20 protein-coding genes are annotated in these 16,012 nt (G+C 53.1%); 10 read left to right on the forward strand and 10 right to left on the reverse strand.

Translation table 11 applies throughout. The annotated features are described in order from the left end of the window. Window positions 1–42 precede the first annotated feature (42 nt). Both B9Z32_RS01040 and B9Z32_RS01045 read right to left on the reverse strand, forming a co-directional pair. Window positions 43–717, reverse strand: coding sequence for a response regulator transcription factor (locus tag B9Z32_RS01040; RefSeq protein WP_108419556.1), 675 nt, complete (start codon window positions 715–717; stop codon window positions 43–45). A gap of 107 nt (window positions 718–824) precedes the next feature. After that, window positions 825–1,283, reverse strand: a complete 459-nt coding sequence (locus tag B9Z32_RS01045; RefSeq protein ID WP_369909242.1) for a MarR family winged helix-turn-helix transcriptional regulator — start codon at window positions 1,281–1,283, stop codon at window positions 825–827. Between the two features lie 200 nt (window positions 1,284–1,483). On the opposite strand from B9Z32_RS01045, the gene recA reads away from it, so the two are divergent. Further along, window positions 1,484–2,512 carry a recombinase RecA gene (gene recA / locus B9Z32_RS01050; RefSeq protein ID WP_108420908.1) on the forward strand — a complete coding sequence of 343 codons (1,029 nt, stop codon included), beginning with the start codon at window positions 1,484–1,486 and terminating at the stop codon, window positions 2,510–2,512. A gap of 34 nt (window positions 2,513–2,546) precedes the next feature. Beyond that, window positions 2,547–3,020, forward strand: coding sequence for a recombination regulator RecX (recX, locus tag B9Z32_RS01055; protein WP_108419557.1), 474 nt, complete (start codon window positions 2,547–2,549; stop codon window positions 3,018–3,020). 27 nt (window positions 3,021–3,047) lie between these two features. Here recX and argC read toward each other — a convergent pair whose 3' ends face one another. After that, window positions 3,048–3,974, reverse strand: coding sequence for an N-acetyl-gamma-glutamyl-phosphate reductase (argC, locus tag B9Z32_RS01060; RefSeq protein WP_108419558.1), 927 nt, complete (start codon window positions 3,972–3,974; stop codon window positions 3,048–3,050). Window positions 3,975–4,143: 169 nt separating this feature from the next. Between argC and sucC the strand changes: the two genes are divergently transcribed. The 5 genes from sucC to B9Z32_RS01085 all read left to right on the forward strand — a co-directional run bounded on the left by sucC (window position 4,144) and on the right by B9Z32_RS01085 (window position 8,091). Continuing rightward, on the forward strand, window positions 4,144–5,307 hold the full coding sequence (gene sucC / locus B9Z32_RS01065; protein ID WP_108419559.1) for an ADP-forming succinate--CoA ligase subunit beta: 1,164 nt from the start codon (window positions 4,144–4,146) through the stop codon (window positions 5,305–5,307). Window positions 5,308–5,311: 4 nt separating this feature from the next. Next, on the forward strand, window positions 5,312–6,205 hold the full coding sequence (sucD, locus tag B9Z32_RS01070; protein WP_108419560.1) for a succinate--CoA ligase subunit alpha: 894 nt from the start codon (window positions 5,312–5,314) through the stop codon (window positions 6,203–6,205). Window positions 6,206–6,326: 121 nt separating this feature from the next. Beyond that, window positions 6,327–7,025 carry a TerC family protein gene (locus tag B9Z32_RS01075; protein ID WP_108419561.1) on the forward strand — a complete coding sequence of 233 codons (699 nt, stop codon included), beginning with the start codon at window positions 6,327–6,329 and terminating at the stop codon, window positions 7,023–7,025. A 103-nt stretch (window positions 7,026–7,128) separates the two neighbouring features. After that, window positions 7,129–7,623 (forward strand): pilin, encoded by a 495-nt coding sequence (locus B9Z32_RS01080; protein ID WP_108419562.1) that lies wholly within the window; start codon window positions 7,129–7,131, stop codon window positions 7,621–7,623. 45 nt (window positions 7,624–7,668) lie between these two features. After that, a complete protein-coding gene (locus B9Z32_RS01085) occupies window positions 7,669–8,091 on the forward strand; it encodes a glycine zipper family protein (protein ID WP_146179437.1) in 423 nt (140 codons plus the stop codon). A gap of 80 nt (window positions 8,092–8,171) precedes the next feature. Here the strand turns inward: B9Z32_RS01085 and moaC are convergent, their stop codons facing one another. Continuing rightward, window positions 8,172–8,681, reverse strand: a complete 510-nt coding sequence (moaC, locus tag B9Z32_RS01090) for a cyclic pyranopterin monophosphate synthase MoaC (RefSeq protein WP_108419564.1) — start codon at window positions 8,679–8,681, stop codon at window positions 8,172–8,174. A gap of 100 nt (window positions 8,682–8,781) precedes the next feature. On the opposite strand from moaC, the gene B9Z32_RS01095 reads away from it, so the two are divergent. Further along, complete coding sequence (locus B9Z32_RS01095; protein ID WP_233248014.1) at window positions 8,782–10,371, forward strand: M48 family metalloprotease; 1,590 nt, start codon at window positions 8,782–8,784, stop codon at window positions 10,369–10,371. Window positions 10,372–10,384: 13 nt separating this feature from the next. On the opposite strand, the gene B9Z32_RS01100 is transcribed toward B9Z32_RS01095, so the two are convergent. Then, window positions 10,385–10,972, reverse strand: a complete 588-nt coding sequence (locus tag B9Z32_RS01100) for a hypothetical protein (RefSeq protein ID WP_146179438.1) — start codon at window positions 10,970–10,972, stop codon at window positions 10,385–10,387. 26 nt (window positions 10,973–10,998) lie between these two features. Further along, window positions 10,999–11,394 (reverse strand): hypothetical protein, encoded by a 396-nt coding sequence (locus B9Z32_RS01105; protein ID WP_108419566.1) that lies wholly within the window; start codon window positions 11,392–11,394, stop codon window positions 10,999–11,001. 127 nt (window positions 11,395–11,521) lie between these two features. On the opposite strand from B9Z32_RS01105, the gene B9Z32_RS01110 reads away from it, so the two are divergent. Next, window positions 11,522–11,983 carry a DUF3717 domain-containing protein gene (locus tag B9Z32_RS01110; RefSeq protein WP_108419567.1) on the forward strand — a complete coding sequence of 154 codons (462 nt, stop codon included), beginning with the start codon at window positions 11,522–11,524 and terminating at the stop codon, window positions 11,981–11,983. A gap of 15 nt (window positions 11,984–11,998) precedes the next feature. Here the strand turns inward: B9Z32_RS01110 and B9Z32_RS01115 are convergent, their stop codons facing one another. Both B9Z32_RS01115 and purB read right to left on the reverse strand, forming a co-directional pair. Beyond that, entirely contained in the window at window positions 11,999–12,559 is a 561-nt protein-coding gene (locus tag B9Z32_RS01115) for a YaeQ family protein (protein ID WP_108419568.1), read from the reverse strand. 24 nt (window positions 12,560–12,583) lie between these two features. Next, window positions 12,584–13,990, reverse strand: coding sequence for an adenylosuccinate lyase (gene purB, locus B9Z32_RS01120; RefSeq protein ID WP_108419569.1), 1,407 nt, complete (start codon window positions 13,988–13,990; stop codon window positions 12,584–12,586). 104 nt (window positions 13,991–14,094) lie between these two features. On the opposite strand from purB, the gene B9Z32_RS01125 reads away from it, so the two are divergent. Then, on the forward strand, window positions 14,095–14,709 hold the full coding sequence (locus B9Z32_RS01125; protein ID WP_108419570.1) for a glutathione S-transferase N-terminal domain-containing protein: 615 nt from the start codon (window positions 14,095–14,097) through the stop codon (window positions 14,707–14,709). A gap of 51 nt (window positions 14,710–14,760) precedes the next feature. On the opposite strand, the gene B9Z32_RS01130 is transcribed toward B9Z32_RS01125, so the two are convergent. Together B9Z32_RS01130 and B9Z32_RS01135 are read right to left on the reverse strand one after the other, a co-directional pair. Next, a complete protein-coding gene (locus tag B9Z32_RS01130) occupies window positions 14,761–15,195 on the reverse strand; it encodes a nuclear transport factor 2 family protein (protein WP_108419571.1) in 435 nt (144 codons plus the stop codon). Window positions 15,196–15,197: 2 nt separating this feature from the next. Next, window positions 15,198–15,974, reverse strand: a complete 777-nt coding sequence (locus B9Z32_RS01135) for an SDR family oxidoreductase (protein ID WP_108419572.1) — start codon at window positions 15,972–15,974, stop codon at window positions 15,198–15,200. Window positions 15,975–16,012: the final 38 nt, after the last annotated feature.

Below are 16,012 nucleotides of genomic sequence, written 5' to 3' on the forward strand. Positions count from 1 at the left end.
CCAATTTTTACGGTTCATTCACCAACGGTGTTAACGGCACCATTAACCTGGAATTTTTTCAAGGCAATAACCCAAGCCGCGCACTGTCGCAATGCGAATGGGGCCCTTCTCAATTTTCTTGCGCAAGCGATGAATATAAACCTCAATGGCGTTGTTGCTCACCTCTTCGCCCCACTCGCACAGACGCTCTACCAGTTGGTCTTTGCTCACCAAACGGCCTGCGCGTTGCAGCAGGACTTCGAGCAATCCCAGTTCTCGCGCAGACAACTCCACCATCTTGCCGTCGATGGTGGCCACACGACCAGATTGGTCATAAATCAAGGGGCCGTGCTTGATTTGCGACGTTGCACCGCCCATGCCACGACGGGTCAGTGCACGCACCCGCGCTTCAAGTTCTTGCAGGCTAAACGGCTTGGCCATGTAATCGTCTGCACCGTAGTCCAAGCCTTTGACGCGCTCTTCTACGCTGTCGGCCGCCGTGAGAATAAGAACGGGCAATGTAGAGCCGCGCGAGCGCAGCTTTTTCAGCACCTCAAGACCATGCATTTTGGGCAAACCCAAATCCAAAATGAGCAAGTCAAATTCATTGTTCGTCATCAGTGCTGCGTCGGCCTCTGTGCCACTGGCCACATGGTCAACTGCAGCCCCGCTGCTTCGCAAAGTACGCAACAAGCCATCGGCTAAGACCTGATCGTCTTCTGCTATCAAAATGCGCATCGTCGTCTCCTGCTGTTTGCCGTGCAACGGCTTTGTGAAACCCTTTTCGGGTGTACGGTCAATTTTAGGCGACTCTGTCGTCTCTATGTCGAAACTTTGTTTGTCCGTTACATGCAGTACGCTTCCAACCCCAAGGCAACCACCGTGGCAATTTCCTTGCCGACGGAAGCTTTGAATTCACTTTCGGCTTGTGCAACCGCCGTTTGAAATGCAGCCAACCAAGCCAAGCCAGCCTCCGTGAAAACAACTTGCCGGGCTCTGGCATCACGGCCATCACGCTCTCTTTTGACCAGTCCCCAAGCCTCGCATTGATCGACCAAATTGCCCATGGCTTGCTTGCTCATGCCTGCCGCTTGTGCCAAGTCTGTGAGCCTTGAACCTTGAAGCGACAAATGCCGCGTGATGTGAATGTGCGCTGCGCTGATTTGGTCTCTGGCCGCCAAATTAGAAAGCGCCAAAGGCACTTGGTCGTTGTGCGCCATGAGCGTCAACACGCGGGCATCAAAGCGGCGCATGGCATGACCTAAAAGCCGACCCAAATGTGTCTCGCGCCAGCGGTCATCCATGGCAAGCGCCATTGCTGTTTGGGGCTCTGAGTTTGGCTGAAAACTGTCATTGACTGGCATTTGCAAATAGTAAAGCAAACTGACTAAAAAATCTATTTACTTGATAAGACTATGCCGTTAAAGTACTGTTCAAGCATCCAGTCTTTGATCAACTTTCTGAATGCACCATTTTTAACCCGTTGATTCTCAAGGAGATTTTCATGAGCGACCAAAACAGCGACAAAACCAAAGCCCTGCAAGCAGCCCTGGCCCAAATTGAAAAACAATTTGGCAAAGGCACCATCATGCGCTTGGGCGAAGGCGAAGTCATCGAAGACATCCAGGTGGTATCCACCGGTTCTTTGGGCCTCGACATCGCCTTGGGCGTGGGCGGCTTGCCCCGCGGCCGCGTTGTTGAAATATACGGCCCAGAGTCATCAGGAAAGACCACGCTCACCTTGCAAGTGATTGCAGAAATGCAAAAAATCGGCGGCCAGTGCGCTTTCGTCGATGCCGAACATGCCTTGGACATTCAGTACGCCCAAAAGCTCGGCGTCAACCTGCAAGACCTGCTCATCAGCCAACCCGACACCGGCGAACAAGCCCTTGAAATTGTCGACAGCCTGGTTCGCTCTGGCGCCGTCGACCTGGTCGTCATCGACTCCGTGGCCGCGCTCACCCCCAAAGCCGAACTCGAAGGCGACATGGGCGACTCTCTGCCCGGCCTGCAAGCCCGTCTCATGAGCCAAGCCCTGCGCAAGCTCACCGCCACCATCAAGAAAACCAATTGCATGGTCATCTTCATCAACCAAATTCGCATGAAGATTGGCGTCATGTTCGGCTCCCCCGAAACCACCACCGGCGGCAATGCGCTCAAGTTCTACGCTTCTGTGCGCCTAGACATCCGCCGCACCGGCACCATCAAGCGCGGCGACGATGCCATCGGCAACGAAACCAAAGTCAAGGTGGTCAAAAACAAAGTGGCCCCGCCGTTCAAAACCGCTGAGTTCGACATTCTGTTTGGCGAAGGCATCAGCCGCCAGGGCGAAATCATCGACATGGGCGTTGAAGCCAAAATCATCGACAAGTCTGGCGCCTGGTACGCCTACAACGGCGAGAAAATCGGCCAAGGCCGTGACAACGCTCGCGAGTTTTTGCGCGAGAACGCCGAGTTGGCAGCCGAAATTGAAAACAAAGTGCGCGAATCCTTGGGCATCCCATTGTTGGCCGAAGCTGTCACGGCAGCTTAAGCCTTCTGATTTCTCCAGTTGCGTTCCTTGATCAATGGCTCAGCCTGGGTTTAAGTTGTCCCTCAAAGGACGTGCGCTGCGGCTTTTGTCGCAGCGCGAACACTCTCGGGCTGAGCTGGTTCGCAAACTTTCCCCTCACGAGGAAGTGCCTGGCGAGCTGGCACAGGCATTGGACGACCTTCAAGCCAAAGGTTTCATCGACGAAACCCGCGTCTTGGAGTCGGTTCTCAATCACCGCACACCCAAACTGGGCAATGGCCGAATCAAGCAAGAGCTAATGGCCAAGGGCTTGGCGCCCGCCGCAGTCGCCCAAGCCATGCTCGACTTAAAAGACTCCGAACTAGAACGCGCAAAAGGGGTATGGCAAAAAAAGTTTGGCGCGCCAGCAGCCGATGCCAACGAACGCGCCAAGCATTACCGTTTTTTACTCACCCGCGGTTTTTCGGCTGAAGTGGTTCGCAAGGTGGTCACACAATCGGGTGCTCCCGACGAAGACTTCGAACACTAGCCCTCATTCAATTTGGGCAGGAGAAACTTAGAGCCCCAGCATGAGCTTCAGGTTTTGCACCGCCGCGCCGCTGGCACCCTTACCCAAATTGTCCAAGCGGGCTACCACCACCGCTTGACGATGCGCTTCATTGCCAAACACCCGAATTTCCAATTTGTTGGAATCGTTGTTGCCCGTGGCACCCAACTTACCGCTTTCTTCAGCAGGCAGCACACTCACCCAACCACCTTCGTTTTGGCTGCTGGCGTAATGCGCGCGCAAGGCTTCGTGCACTTCCGACACTTTGGGCTTGCTGGGCATGTCGTCTAAAAACAAGGGCAACTCCACCAACATGCCTTGTCGGAAATTGCCAACAGCTGGCAAGAAAATGGGACGGCGCGTGAGCCCAGCGTACTTCATGATCTCGGGTACGTGCTTGTGCTGAAGGCCCAAGGCATAGGCTTCATGCAAGGGTGCACGGCCCGCTTCATAGTCTTCAATCATGGTCCGCCCGCCACCGGAGTAACCACTCACTGATGGTAAAACTGACGGAAAATCAGAGGGCAAGATGCCCGCACTGACCAAAGGCGCCAAGATCGCGATGGCGCCGGAGGCATAGCAGCCCGGATTGCTGACACGTTGTGCGTTGACCACCGCCACGCGTTGCCCCGCACGCATTTCGGGAAAACCAAAGACCCATTGATCGTTCACGCGGTGGGCCGTGGAGGCGTCGATGATGCGCGGTTTATGGCCAGGCAAGGCGTCAATCATGGCCACCGACTCTTTGGCGGCGTCATCGTGCAGGCACAAAATGACCAAATCAACTTGGGCCATTAACTCGCGTTTGGCCTCAGGGTCCTTGCGTTTTTCTGGGGCAATGCTCACCAATTCCACTTCGGGCATGGCCAGCAAGCGCTCACGGATCAAGAGCCCGGTGGTGCCAGCTTCGCCGTCAATGAATATTTTTTTGGCCATTCAGGGCTCTCCCAAGAAAAAATTTCGCCGCGTCATGACAATGTAAGTGACCCGGCTCAAGATTGGTGCGTTGCAACATGATACAGTCGCCGGCTGAAGTGTCCAGTGCTTGCTTAGGGCAAATCACCCTGACTGGCTGGTGAGAATAACCACCCTCGAGAGAAACCTCATGAAGATCCACGAGTACCAAGGCAAGGAAATCTTGCGTCAATTTGGTGTGCCAGTGCCCCGCGGCATTCCGGCCTTTACAGTGCAAGAAGCGGTGGAAGCCGCTCAAAAATTGGGCGGCCCAGTGTGGGTTGTCAAAGCACAAATTCACGCGGGCGGCCGCGGCAAAGGCGGCGGCGTGAAGCTGGCTCGCTCTATCGACGAAGTGAAAAAGCTTGCCGGTGAAATTCTGGGCATGCAGTTGGTCACACACCAAACGGGCCCCGAAGGTCAAAAAGTTCGTCGCCTGCTAATTGAAGACGGCGCCGACATCAAAAAAGAATATTACATCTCCGCAGTCACAGACCGTGCTTCACAACGCGTGGCCATGATTGTGTCAAGCGAAGGCGGCATGGACATTGAAGGTGTGGCACACGACACACCCGAGAAAATCATCACCGAAATCGTTGACCCTGCTTTGGGCCTGACCGATGCACAAGCCAAGATGCTGTCTGACGCCATTGGCGTGCCAGCTGGCTCTACCGCCCAAGCCGCTGACGTGCTGCAAAAGGTTTACAAGTGCTACATGGAAACCGACGCGTCTTTGGTTGAGATCAATCCTTTGATCTTGGAAGGCAACGGCGGCATTCGCGCTTTGGACGCCAAGTTCAACTTCGATTCCAACGCTTTGTTCCGTCACCCCGAAATCGTGGCTTACCGCGATTTGGACGAAGAAGATCCTGCAGAAATCGAAGCTTCTAAATTCGACTTGGCCTACATCAGCTTGGACGGCAACATTGGTTGCTTGGTCAACGGTGCGGGCTTGGCCATGGCCACCATGGACACCATCAAGTTGTTTGGCGCAGAGCCAGCCAACTTCTTGGACGTGGGCGGCGGCGCCACCCCCGAGAAAGTTACAGAAGCTTTCAAGATCATGTTGAAGAACCCCAAAGTGAAAGCCATTTTGGTCAACATCTTCGGCGGCATCATGAAGTGCGACACCATTGCAACCGGCGTAATCACCGCTTGCAAGGCCACCAACTTGAACGTGCCTTTGGTCGTTCGCATGAAGGGCACCAACGAAGACTTGGGCAAGAAGATGCTCCAAGAAAGCGGTTTGCCCATCATTTCAGTGGACACCATGGCAGAAGCAGCACAAGCTGCCGTTAAAGCGGTGAAAGGTTAATTACATGTCTATCTTTATCAACAAAGACACCAAAGTCATTACCCAAGGTATTACCGGCAAGACCGGTCAGTTCCACACTGAAAAATGCCAAGAGTACGCCAACGGTAAAAACTGTTTCGTTGCAGGTGTGAACCCCAAAAAAGCGGGCGAGTCCATCTTCAACATCCCAATTTACGCGTCCGTTAAAGAAGCGGCTTCCGACACAGGCGCTACAGTTTCTGTGATTTACGTGCCCCCAGCAGGCGCCGCTGCAGCCATCTGGGAAGCCGTTGAAGCCGACCTCGACTTGGCCATCTGCATTACCGAAGGCATTCCTGTTCGTGACATGCTCGAAGTTCGCAATCGCATGCGCGCCAAAGAAGCGGCTGGCGGTAAGAGAACTTTGCTGCTGGGCCCCAACTGCCCAGGTTTGATTACCCCTGACGAAATCAAGATCGGCATCATGCCCGGCCACATTCACCGCAAAGGCCGCATTGGCGTGGTGTCTCGTTCTGGTACCTTGACTTATGAAGCTGTGGCGCAACTCACCGAAATCGGTCTGGGCCAATCTTCTGCGGTCGGTATTGGTGGCGACCCAATCAACGGCTTGAAGCACATCGACGTAATGCGCGCTTTCAACGAAGACCCAGACACCGATGCCGTGATCATGATCGGTGAAATTGGCGGTCCCGATGAAGCAGAAGCCGCGCGCTGGTGCAAAGACAACATGAAGAAGCCAATCGTGGGCTTTATTGCGGGTGTGACTGCACCAGCAGGCAAGCGCATGGGCCACGCCGGCGCCTTGATTTCTGGCGGCGCCGACACAGCCGATGCCAAATTGGCCATCATGGAAGAATGCGGTTTCAAAATTACCCGCAACCCTTCCGAAATGGGCCGTTTGCTAAAGGCCATGCTGTAATTGCCGTAAGCAGTTTTAGGCATCCCACGGCCTAGACGGGCCGTTAAAATTCAAGTCCCGACAAAAGAATTGGCCCTCAGGGGCCTTTTCTTATTCCTACTAAAAATGCAAAGGGACTGACATGGAAATGTTACAAAACGCCGACTTCTGGATCGGCTTGATGAAGATCGTCTGGATCAATATCATCTTATCGGGCGACAACGCCGTGGTCATTGCCTTGGCGGCAAGATCACTGCCCGAACATCAACAACGACAAGCCATCATGTTTGGCTCCGGCGCTGCTGTTGTACTGCGTATTGCACTCACGGTGGTTGCTGCTGCGCTCCTTGAGTTGTCTTTTTTACAAATCATTGGCGGTATCTTGCTGTTGTACATCGGCGCTCAATTGCTGAGTGAAGATGGCGACGAAGGTGAAGGCGGGATTGAAAAAGCGAGCTTGTTCATGGCCATTCGCACCATCCTCGTGGCCGACATAGTCATGAGCTTAGACAATGTGATTGCTGTGGCTGCCGCAGCCAAGGGCAACATGACCCTCCTTATTTTGGGCTTGGCCATCAGCATCCCCATGGTGATTTTTGGCAGTGCCATCATGATCAAACTCATGTCGCGCTTTCCCATCATCGTTACCTTTGGTGCTTGTTTGATTGGCTGGGTAGGCGGCGAAACCATTGCCAGCGATGTGGCCCTGCGTGAGTTCTCATCGGAGAATGCTTGGCTGCATTACACGGCTGCCACATTGGGCGCCTTGTCTGTTTTGGTCATTGGCAAATACTTTCAAAAGAAGCACGACAAAGAGCTGCCCACCGACGCGCGAGCCTGAAAATCAAGCAAGCGTTTGTAGCCAAGCCGACCCCTTGTGGTCGGCTTTTTCACGCCTACAACTTAACCATCAGGCTTAAAATTGACCTTTACCAAGGACCATCATGACACGCCAACGCTCTCTCTATTTTCGCGGCTTTACCCTGATTGAGCTCATGGTGGTTATTGCCATCATTGGCATCTTGGGGTCATTGGCATTGCCTGCCTACCAAGACTATGCGGTGCGCGCCAAAGTGTCTGAAATGATGTTGGCAGCTACACCCTGCAAAACGGCCGTCACTGAACTGGTTAGCTCCGCCTCACAGGCCGACATCAGCACGATGCTTCCAGCAGCCTGTGCCACTCAAGCCTCCAAATACGTTGCCAGTTTGGCCGTTGATGCCAACGGAGTCATCACGGTAGTGGGCAACCCCGCCACATTGCGTGGCAACATCAACGATAAAAGCAATGCTGTGTCGTTCACGCCCGCTCAAACGGGCACAACGGCACTGGTCGGAACCACCGATGGTGGCAAATCCATTGCCACTTGGCTTTGCGGTCCTGCAGCAAGCACCCCCCTGAACGACAAATACTTGCCCAATACTTGCAAAGGCTCATAAACTCGATAATCTGCCCGAACAACATGTCCCGACATCTAAACTAATATGAAGAACCTTAAGTCACTTCTTACTAAATCGGTTGCTATTGCTATTACTTTCACTTTGGTAGGTTGCGCCTCAAACCCAAACGCTGTTGGCACAGGATATGGTGCTAAATACACGCCAGTCATTGATGGTCCTCAAGATGAAAAATATTGGAGCAACCTAACTGAGTGTCGAGCTTTAGCTTCACAAGTTCAGCGCAATCGCGCCGGCGATGCAGCTGGTCAAGCCGTCGCTGGCGCAGTAGCAGGGGCGTTGGTTGGTGGTCTTTTGGGTGGACGCGGGTACAGGAATGAAACCGCTGCATTTGGAGCCAAAGCAGGTGCTCTCACGGGTGGCGCAGAAGGCCTAGGAAGTGCTGCTCAAGGAGGCAAGCAAGTAGTGATGAACTGCATGATTGGCCGAGGCTTCAAAGTCCTTGGTTAGTACATTTTTCGTTCCTAATTTGGACAAGCGTGGGGCAAACTAAATTTTCAGCGCTTTCTACTTCGAATATAAATCAGTGATTACTTCTCCGCCACCCAATGCCCCGACCTCCCGCCTTGCTTCTCTAACAACTTCACATCGGTAATTGTCATACCCCGGTCGGCCGCTTTGCACATGTCGTAAATAGTGAGCAGGGCCACCTGAACGGCTGTTAGGGCTTCCATCTCAACGCCTGTTTGCCCTACAGTTTCTGCGCTTGCCTTGCAGACCACACTTGGCGTTTGCCCATCTGGCAACACCACAAAGTCAACGGTCACACGCGTCAGCGCCAGGGGGTGGCACAAAGGGATCAAGTCAGAGGTTCGCTTTGCACCCTGAATGCCAGCAATGCGTGCAATACCCAGCACATCGCCTTTTTTGGCGGTACCCGATTGAATCAAGGCCAGCGTACTTGCCAGCATTTGAATACGGCCCGTAGCCACTGCCACACGGTGGGTAGACGCTTTAGCGCCCACATCCACCATGTGGGCTTGGCCCTGGGCGTCAAAATGGGTCAAAGGGGACGAGGTGTTTGGCAGAGAATCAGACATGGCATTGGCCTTGAAAACTGGTAAAAACCATTTACAAAAGGTTAAGGAAGTTCGAGCATGATACGGTTTTCGCCGCCCCCTAGAAATCGGTACCCCTACATTGAAGCGCGTCTCTCCAAAATCTAAGCCACTGCTGGCCTTGTTGGCCATTTCACTGTGGATCACACCCGTGTGGTCTCAGCGCTCTGAAACGGTCATCGCAAACAGCCTTCCCGCCTTGGGCGATGGCTCAGACATTACCCTGAGCGCAGAACGGCAACTGGGCGATCGAATTGTGCGTGAGTTGTACAGGGATCCCGACTATTTGGAAGACCCCATCCTAGACGAGTACTTGCAAAGTATTTGGCAACCCCTGGTAAAAGGCGCGCAGGCCCGAGGCGAGATGACTCCCGAATTGCTAGAGCGTTTTGCTTGGAAAATTTTCATTGGCCGCGATCGCTCGATCAATGCCTTTGCCTTGCCAGGCGGTTATCTAGGTGTTCACTTGGGCCTGATCAGTGTGGTGAATACGCAAGACGAATTGGCTTCCGTGATGGCGCATGAATTAAGCCATGTGACCCAAAGACACATTGCCAGATCGATCGGAGATCAAGCGCGCATGTCGCCGTTGCTCATTGGCGCCATGATTTTGGGCATGTTGGCAGCCAGCAAAAGTACACAAGGTGCTCAAGCCGTGATTGTGGGCGGACAAGCCATGGCGGCACAATCCCAACTGAATTTTTCTCGAGACATGGAGCGCGAGGCCGATCGAATTGGTTACGGCGTGATGTCGGAGGCGGGTTTTGATACGCAAGGTTTTGTCACCATGTTTGGCAAATTGCAGCAAGCGGCGGGCTTGAACGACCGCGGCTCTTTTCCATATCTGCGAAGTCACCCTTTAAGCAGCGAGCGCATCGCCGATATGCAAGCACGGCAACAACTCCAAACGCCCAGGCCCGCAAATGAAGCCAAAGATATCGTGCAGGCTATCATGTCGGCCAGGGCACGTGTCTTGGCACAGCCTGGCGTTGGTGCACTCAGGGCTTGGGCCAACGAAGCCACAGACACAAACATGGAGACACAAGCGCTCAACAAACGCATCGGTATTTTGTATGGCGCAGCGTTGTCTTTGATGCAGTTGCGCGATTTCTCTGCTGCTCGCGCATTGCTACCTCGCTTGCGACTCGCCCTTGGCGGTCATGCCGAGGCACTGCGCATCGTTCAGCTGTTGGAAATGGAAATGTCCTTCAAAGAAAATGACATGCGCGGAGCTTTGCGCGCACTGAGTAGCACCACCCAGCTGCCCTCAAGTCAGTGGCAACGGCCAGAGTTGATTTTTGTGGCACAAGCCAGCGCCAGACTGCAAACCGCATCGCCGTCCATCGAAACTTCGCAACTATTGGCCAAGAGCGTTTCGGCATTGCAAGCATGGGTGTTGCAGTCACCGCAAGATGCCCAGGCCTGGCAAATTTTGGCCAGCGCGCTGGCTGCCCAAGGCCGCAATTTGGCCTCACTGCGGGCGGAAGGGGAGGCGCAGTTAGCCCGCATGGATTTTGGTGCTGCCGTGGACAGATTCAAGGCTGCGCAGGATGCTTCTAGAAAAAACCCGCCTCAAATGGGCGACCACATTGAGGCAGCGATTGTCGATTCGCGACTGCGTTTTGCGCACGGTATTTTGCGTGAGCAACTCTTAGAAAGACAAGTGCGCTAAACAGGGCGGCACTTTAAACTTTGGGTGCGCATTGGCGCCAACCAAGCTGAGGTTTTTCACACTGTAGCAAGCCCTCGGGTTGAGGTTGGGCGTGTCGTTTAAAAACCCATTGATGCTGAAGTTTTTGAAACACGTAGTTGTCTCGGAAGTAAACAAATTGGCCGTTGGAGCCCGTGTAAAAGTAGTCTGTGGTGAATTGAATTTGGCCCTCAGTGACTTGCCAATTTTGAAGGGTTTTGACCGCCAGAAAAGTTTTTTGATCGAGGTGTTGAAGCTGCCGAATGCTTCTTACCTTGCTGTCTCTTTTTGCATGCGCAATAGGTCTTGTGTCGTTTGCAAGCACTGAATTTGTGAATGCAGCAATCGTGGGCATGGCATCGGAAATTTGTTGCAGCTGCCATGCACTTAAGTTTTCAGCTCTTAAATTGAAAGCCTTTTTTTCGTAGAGATAGGGCGCTTTGATTTCAAATTCAACACCCCTGATGACATCGATATGGCCTTTGTCTACAAAGAATTCTGCGCTGCACCCAACAGAAAACAACAAGCAAAGCCACGACACCATTGCGCCTAAAGGTTTTAAGCTGGCTTGAAAATGCTTCACTTGCTGTTCTTTTTGTGTCGAAGAAGTTAGTAACAGCTTTGCTCTTGTGCTTGCTTGAATGCGCGCCCACCAAACAAACTCACACTCACGCCATAGACACCCGCAATGAAGTGGCATGTCAAGGTGTTGCCCCCTTGTGTGCCACAGTCGTTCAAAATATTCTTGCTTAAGTTGGCGTCGGCTGTGCTGCGGCTAAAGCCACAGCTTGCGTAACTTTGATCGTGCTGAAAACAGGCTTGTGAAACATCGATGCCAAACATGATATCTGGCACAAACGCATCGCTTTTGACGGTTCCGCAGCCTGCCCCTAATGCATTGCCATCATTTCGGATGCCGTTGGAGGTGCCTGAAGCAAATGTAAAAAAATCCCAAAATCCGCCCCCTTGAACTTGTCGGGTGAATTCGATACTGCAGTCTTGCATGATGTTTTCCTTGGTTGGTTAATCAGAATTTAATATTCATAAACCCATCTTAGGTTGGCTCTAATGCTTTGTTGCCTGCAAAAACTTGCATGAACGGCTATGATCTCGATCCCTCTACAAAGTACCTATGGCTGGCATCCACATCACCGACATCGAAGCGGCCATCAACTATTGGCGCGAAAAAAATCCGTCGCCGGATGGCGTGACATTGCCTCGCGAATTGAGAGCGCTCGCAGAGGTTTATGCGTTGATGGTTTACTTCAAAGAAGATGAGGCCGATGAATTTAGCTTGCCTTTGGCGGCTGCCGAGGCATGGCAAGCGTGGTACGCCAGCACACCCGATACGCCCTGTATTGCCATTTGCTCAACCTTCCAGGGCGATCCCGCATGCAAAGGTTGTGGCCGCTCTTTTGAAGAGGTTCAGCTTTGGACTGAAATGAGCCCAGGGGAAAAGCGTTCTGTTTGGCGGCGCATCACTGTCGATGGCACCTCATGGCGATTTAATCGATACGCTGAGCGTGCGGCCGAAGATCGCAGCTTGGCGCGTGCGGCCGCTGATGCTCAGGTTCCGCTGGGTTTCAACAATTAGTTTTTTTAAACCGATTTATTTCCAACGCATCACTTCCAGATGCACACTGTCTTTGGCATTGCTCAAAGTGATTGCGCCCTCTTGCACGGTGGCTTGCAATTGCATGCTTCGCTCAGCCAACTTGGCCAATGCCTGACTGGCCTCTGTGGGTACACGCCACACCTGAAGTTTGTCCATGCGGCTGAGTTTGCTCTCAATGCCGCGCCACCAAACTTCAGCGGCGTGGTTAAAGCAGTAAACCATCACGGCATCTGCTTTTTGGCAGGCTTTGTTCAAGGGTTTGTCCTCTGGTTGTCCCACCTCCACCCACAAGCGCGTCTGACCGGTGAAGTCGCGCAGTGACAAGTCGGGATCATCGGGGTCAGACAAGCCGGCACCAAAAGCCAGTTGGCCGTCGCCATTCAACTCGGCCTGAAGCCTAAAGGCGTTGTGGGCAAGTGCCAACAAACGAATCATCATGCGCTCGTCGGTTTCGCTGGGGTGCCTGGCCAGCGTGAGCGCATGGTCTGCGTAATAGCTGTTGTCAATGTCGGCGATGGAAAGATTGACTTTGTAGATGGTGGACTTGAGGGCCATGGCTTCGAGCTCGATGAGGCCTGTTTAAACGCGTTGGGCCAGCTCAATGGCTTTGCCAATGTAGCTAGCAGGCGTCATGGCCAAGAGTCGATCTTTTTCTGACTGCGGTATATCAAGTTCGCGAATGAGGCCATGCAAGGCGTCGGCCGTGACGGTTTTTCCACGCGTCACTTCTTTCAATTTTTCGTAGGCCCCCTGCACGCCATAGCGCCGCATGACAGTTTGAATGGGCTCGGCCAACACTTCCCAAGAAGCGTCTAGATCTTGCACAATGGCTTCTTCGTTGAGCTCTAGCTTTTTCAAACCCGTCATGAGAGACGAATAGGCCAATGCGCTATAGCCCAGCGCCACACCCATGTTGCGCAAAACGGTAGAGTCTGTGAGGTCGCGTTGCCAACGGCTGACGGGCAGTTTTTCAGACAAGTGCTTGAGCACCGCATTGGCCAAACCCAAGTTGCCCTCGGCGTTCTCGAAGTCAATGGGATTGACTTTGTGGGGCATGGTGGAAGAACCTATTTCGCCTGCTTTTAATCGCTGCTTGAAATAACCCAAGCTCACATAGCCCCAAATGTCGCGCGACAAATCAATCAAGATGGTGTTGGTGCGGGCAATGGCATCAAACAGCTCGGCCATGTAGTCGTGTGGCTCAATTTGAATGCTGTAGGGCTGAAAGGACAAGCCCAAGCCCCAGTGTTCTGTAGAGGCGCCCGACTCATTGGACTCGGGTGTTTCCACCACTTTTTTAGAAAACGATTCCCAATCAAAATCTGGCCAAGCCGAGAGGTGCGCGTTGTAATTGCCCACCGCACCATTCATTTTGGCTTTGAGAGGCACCGCCGCAATTTTCTCGCGGGTGTTGCTCAATCGAACCACCACATTGGCAAACTCTTTGCCCACCGTGGTGGGGCTGGCTGTTTGGCCATGTGTGCGGCTTAGCATGGGCACCGCTGCGTAGGCATGCGCCATGCTTCGCAACTGGTCAATGATTTCATCCAATGCCGGCAAGATCACTCGCTGCCTTGCCCCTTTGAGTTGCAAAGCATGGCTGGTGTTGTTGATGTCTTCGCTGGTGCAAGCGAAATGCACAAACTCCGAGGCCTGCTCTAATTCAGGTCGATCTTTGAATTTGGATTTGATCCAATACTCAACCGCCTTGACATCGTGGTTGGTGACCTTTTCAATGTCTTTGATGGCCAACGCGTCTTGCTCCGAAAACTGAGTAGCCAAGCCCGTGAGATAACGCCTTGCGCCCAATGACAATGGTTTGAATTCCTCGAAGCCTGCATCCGACAAAGCAATGAACCAAGCCAGCTCCACTTGGACTCGGCGGTGCATATAGCCTTGCTCACTCATGAGTGGTCTCAAAGCGTTGAGTTTGTTGGCGTAACGACCGTCCAACGGAGAGAGGGCAGAGATGGGAGAAGAAGTCATGCCCACATTGTAAGTTCTAGGCCTTACAAGGGAACAGCGTTTGGATTCCTCTAGAATGCAGGCTACTGACAAAGCATTTTGACTCTTTTAGACACTTACAAACCATGAAACTGATCGGTTCACCTACCAGCCCCTATGTCCGCAAAGTCTGCATCGTGATGGCGGAGAAAAAGTTGGACTACCGAATGGTGGCCGAAGACGTGTGGTCTCCCAACACCACCATCAACGCCTCCAACCCACTGGGCAAAGTGCCTTGTTTGGTACTGGAGGGCGGTGAGGCTGTGTTTGACTCCCGCGTCATTGTGGAATATTTGGACACCCTGTCTCCAGTTGGAAAGTTGATTCCAAGCAATGGGCGTGAGCGCGCAGAAGTGAAAACTTGGGAGGCGTTGGCCGATGGTTTGCTAGACGCCTCCATATTGGCTCGTTTAGAAGCTGGTTGGGCACACCGAACACCCGAGCAACGCAGCCAGGCTTGGATAGATCGTCAACTTGGCAAAATTTCTGAATCGCTCAAAGCCATGTCAAATGGCTTGGGAGACAAGCCTTATTGCTCAGGCGCGTCCATGAGTTTGTCTGACATCGCTGTGGGCTGTGCCGTGGGCTATTTGGACTTCCGTTTTCCATCCATTCCATGGCGCAGCACATATCCCAATCTTGACAAGCTGTATGAAAAGCTCATGCAGCGTCAAAGCTTCATCGACAGCTTGCCCAAATAAATGGCTTTCTGAGGGCTATGAACTCTTTAAGTTCTTTGAGCTCAGTGATCTCTATGAATTGGCGCGCTTTTTAAGCCAGCGCATCAAGCCGCCCACCCAAGGCAGCTTTTCATACAACTCTTCGGCCGCATCCCAATAATCTCGGTGCAGCATGATGAGCATCTGATCGTCTAACACCAAATGCGATGTGCCCAGCACCACCTGCTCGGTAACGGTGTCAAACCGTTTGAATCGAAACCTAAATTCCCATGTGAGAAAGGCTTGGTGGCCGTCCACCACTTGAGCCGTGATCACGAAGTGCGGATTCTCAAGCGATTCATACATGTGATGAAAAATTTGCTCAATCGCCTTCACCCCCTGCACCGCATTGAACGGATCTTTGAAACGAGCATCCGGGCTGTACCAGTTTTTAAACTCCGACAAGCTCTGCGGTTGCAATGTTTCAAAAAATTGCGCAATGTCGCTAAATCTCTGGCGGTGGCTCATGCTCAAAGTCCGGTGAAACGACGCACCAACGCAAAATAGGCGCGATAGGGCAACAAGCGCATCAACTTCAACCATCCTGTAAAGCGCTTGGGAAAATGAATGTCAAACAAGCCTTGTGACCACCCCGCCAACATGGCCTCCGCGGCTTGCTCGGGTGACAGGAGCGCGGGCATTTGAAAGTTGTTTTGTGCCGTCAAGGGCGTTGCCACAAAGCCGGGGTTGACCACGCTCACGCCAATGCCCTTGTCTTGCAAGTCCATGTACAAAGTTTCTGCCACATGCGTCACGGCGGCCTTGGTCGGGCCATAGGCCAAGCCGTTGGGCAAGCCACGCCAACCCGCCACACTGCTCACCACACTGATGTGGCCAGAGCCTTGTTGCAAGAACATGGGCAAGACCGCATCCAACACACGCAACAGGCCGTTGTAATTGACGTCTTGGTGACGCAGCATGTCGGTCAAATCGAAGTCTGTGGCGCGTTGTGCGCGGTAATGTCCAGCGCAATACAACAAGAAATCGAGTTTGCCGCCTGCAGCTACTTGGCGCGCCACATATTTAACTTGCAAAGCATCGGTCACGTCCAGGGAGAGCAATTCAACTGGCAAGCCTTGACTTTTGCAAGTTGCAGCCCACTCCGACAAAGTGCCCAAATCTCGAGCAGAAACAATCACCTGCGCGCCGGCGGCATGCAAAGCTTTGGCACACGCCAAACCAATGCCACTTGAAGCACCGACCAACCAAACACGTCGGCCCTGCCAGTCTTGGATGGGGGCATTCAAGGGCGCGCCCCATCTCCGCCTGACAGGGGATGACGGTG

Source organism: Limnohabitans sp. MMS-10A-178 (genome assembly GCF_003063375.1).
GTDB lineage: Bacteria > Pseudomonadota > Gammaproteobacteria > Burkholderiales > Burkholderiaceae_C > Limnohabitans_A.

What these genes read in the sequence shown, in the direction of transcription:
- B9Z32_RS01075 (WP_108419561.1), top strand. Translation starts at nt 6,327, where the DNA reads ATGGAAATGTTACAAAACGCCGACTTCTGGATCGGCTTGATGAAGATC.
- B9Z32_RS01110 (WP_108419567.1), top strand. Translation starts at nt 11,522, where the DNA reads ATGGCTGGCATCCACATCACCGACATCGAAGCGGCCATCAACTATTGG.
- B9Z32_RS01040 (WP_108419556.1), bottom strand. Translation starts at nt 717, where the DNA reads ATGCGCATTTTGATAGCAGAAGACGATCAGGTCTTAGCCGATGGCTTG.
- B9Z32_RS01130 (WP_108419571.1), bottom strand. Translation starts at nt 15,195, where the DNA reads ATGAGCCACCGCCAGAGATTTAGCGACATTGCGCAATTTTTTGAAACA.
- B9Z32_RS01045 (WP_369909242.1), bottom strand. Translation starts at nt 1,283, where the DNA reads ATGGATGACCGCTGGCGCGAGACACATTTGGGTCGGCTTTTAGGTCAT.
- purB (WP_108419569.1), bottom strand. Translation starts at nt 13,990, where the DNA reads ATGACTTCTTCTCCCATCTCTGCCCTCTCTCCGTTGGACGGTCGTTAC.
- B9Z32_RS01115 (WP_108419568.1), bottom strand. Translation starts at nt 12,559, where the DNA reads ATGGCCCTCAAGTCCACCATCTACAAAGTCAATCTTTCCATCGCCGAC.
- recA (WP_108420908.1), top strand. Translation starts at nt 1,484, where the DNA reads ATGAGCGACCAAAACAGCGACAAAACCAAAGCCCTGCAAGCAGCCCTG.
- B9Z32_RS01080 (WP_108419562.1), top strand. Translation starts at nt 7,129, where the DNA reads ATGACACGCCAACGCTCTCTCTATTTTCGCGGCTTTACCCTGATTGAG.
- sucD (WP_108419560.1), top strand. Translation starts at nt 5,312, where the DNA reads ATGTCTATCTTTATCAACAAAGACACCAAAGTCATTACCCAAGGTATT.
- B9Z32_RS01085 (WP_146179437.1), top strand. Translation starts at nt 7,669, where the DNA reads ATGAAGAACCTTAAGTCACTTCTTACTAAATCGGTTGCTATTGCTATT.
- argC (WP_108419558.1), bottom strand. Translation starts at nt 3,974, where the DNA reads ATGGCCAAAAAAATATTCATTGACGGCGAAGCTGGCACCACCGGGCTC.
- B9Z32_RS01105 (WP_108419566.1), bottom strand. Translation starts at nt 11,394, where the DNA reads ATGCAAGACTGCAGTATCGAATTCACCCGACAAGTTCAAGGGGGCGGA.
- recX (WP_108419557.1), top strand. Translation starts at nt 2,547, where the DNA reads ATGGCTCAGCCTGGGTTTAAGTTGTCCCTCAAAGGACGTGCGCTGCGG.
- sucC (WP_108419559.1), top strand. Translation starts at nt 4,144, where the DNA reads ATGAAGATCCACGAGTACCAAGGCAAGGAAATCTTGCGTCAATTTGGT.
- B9Z32_RS01125 (WP_108419570.1), top strand. Translation starts at nt 14,095, where the DNA reads ATGAAACTGATCGGTTCACCTACCAGCCCCTATGTCCGCAAAGTCTGC.
- moaC (WP_108419564.1), bottom strand. Translation starts at nt 8,681, where the DNA reads ATGTCTGATTCTCTGCCAAACACCTCGTCCCCTTTGACCCATTTTGAC.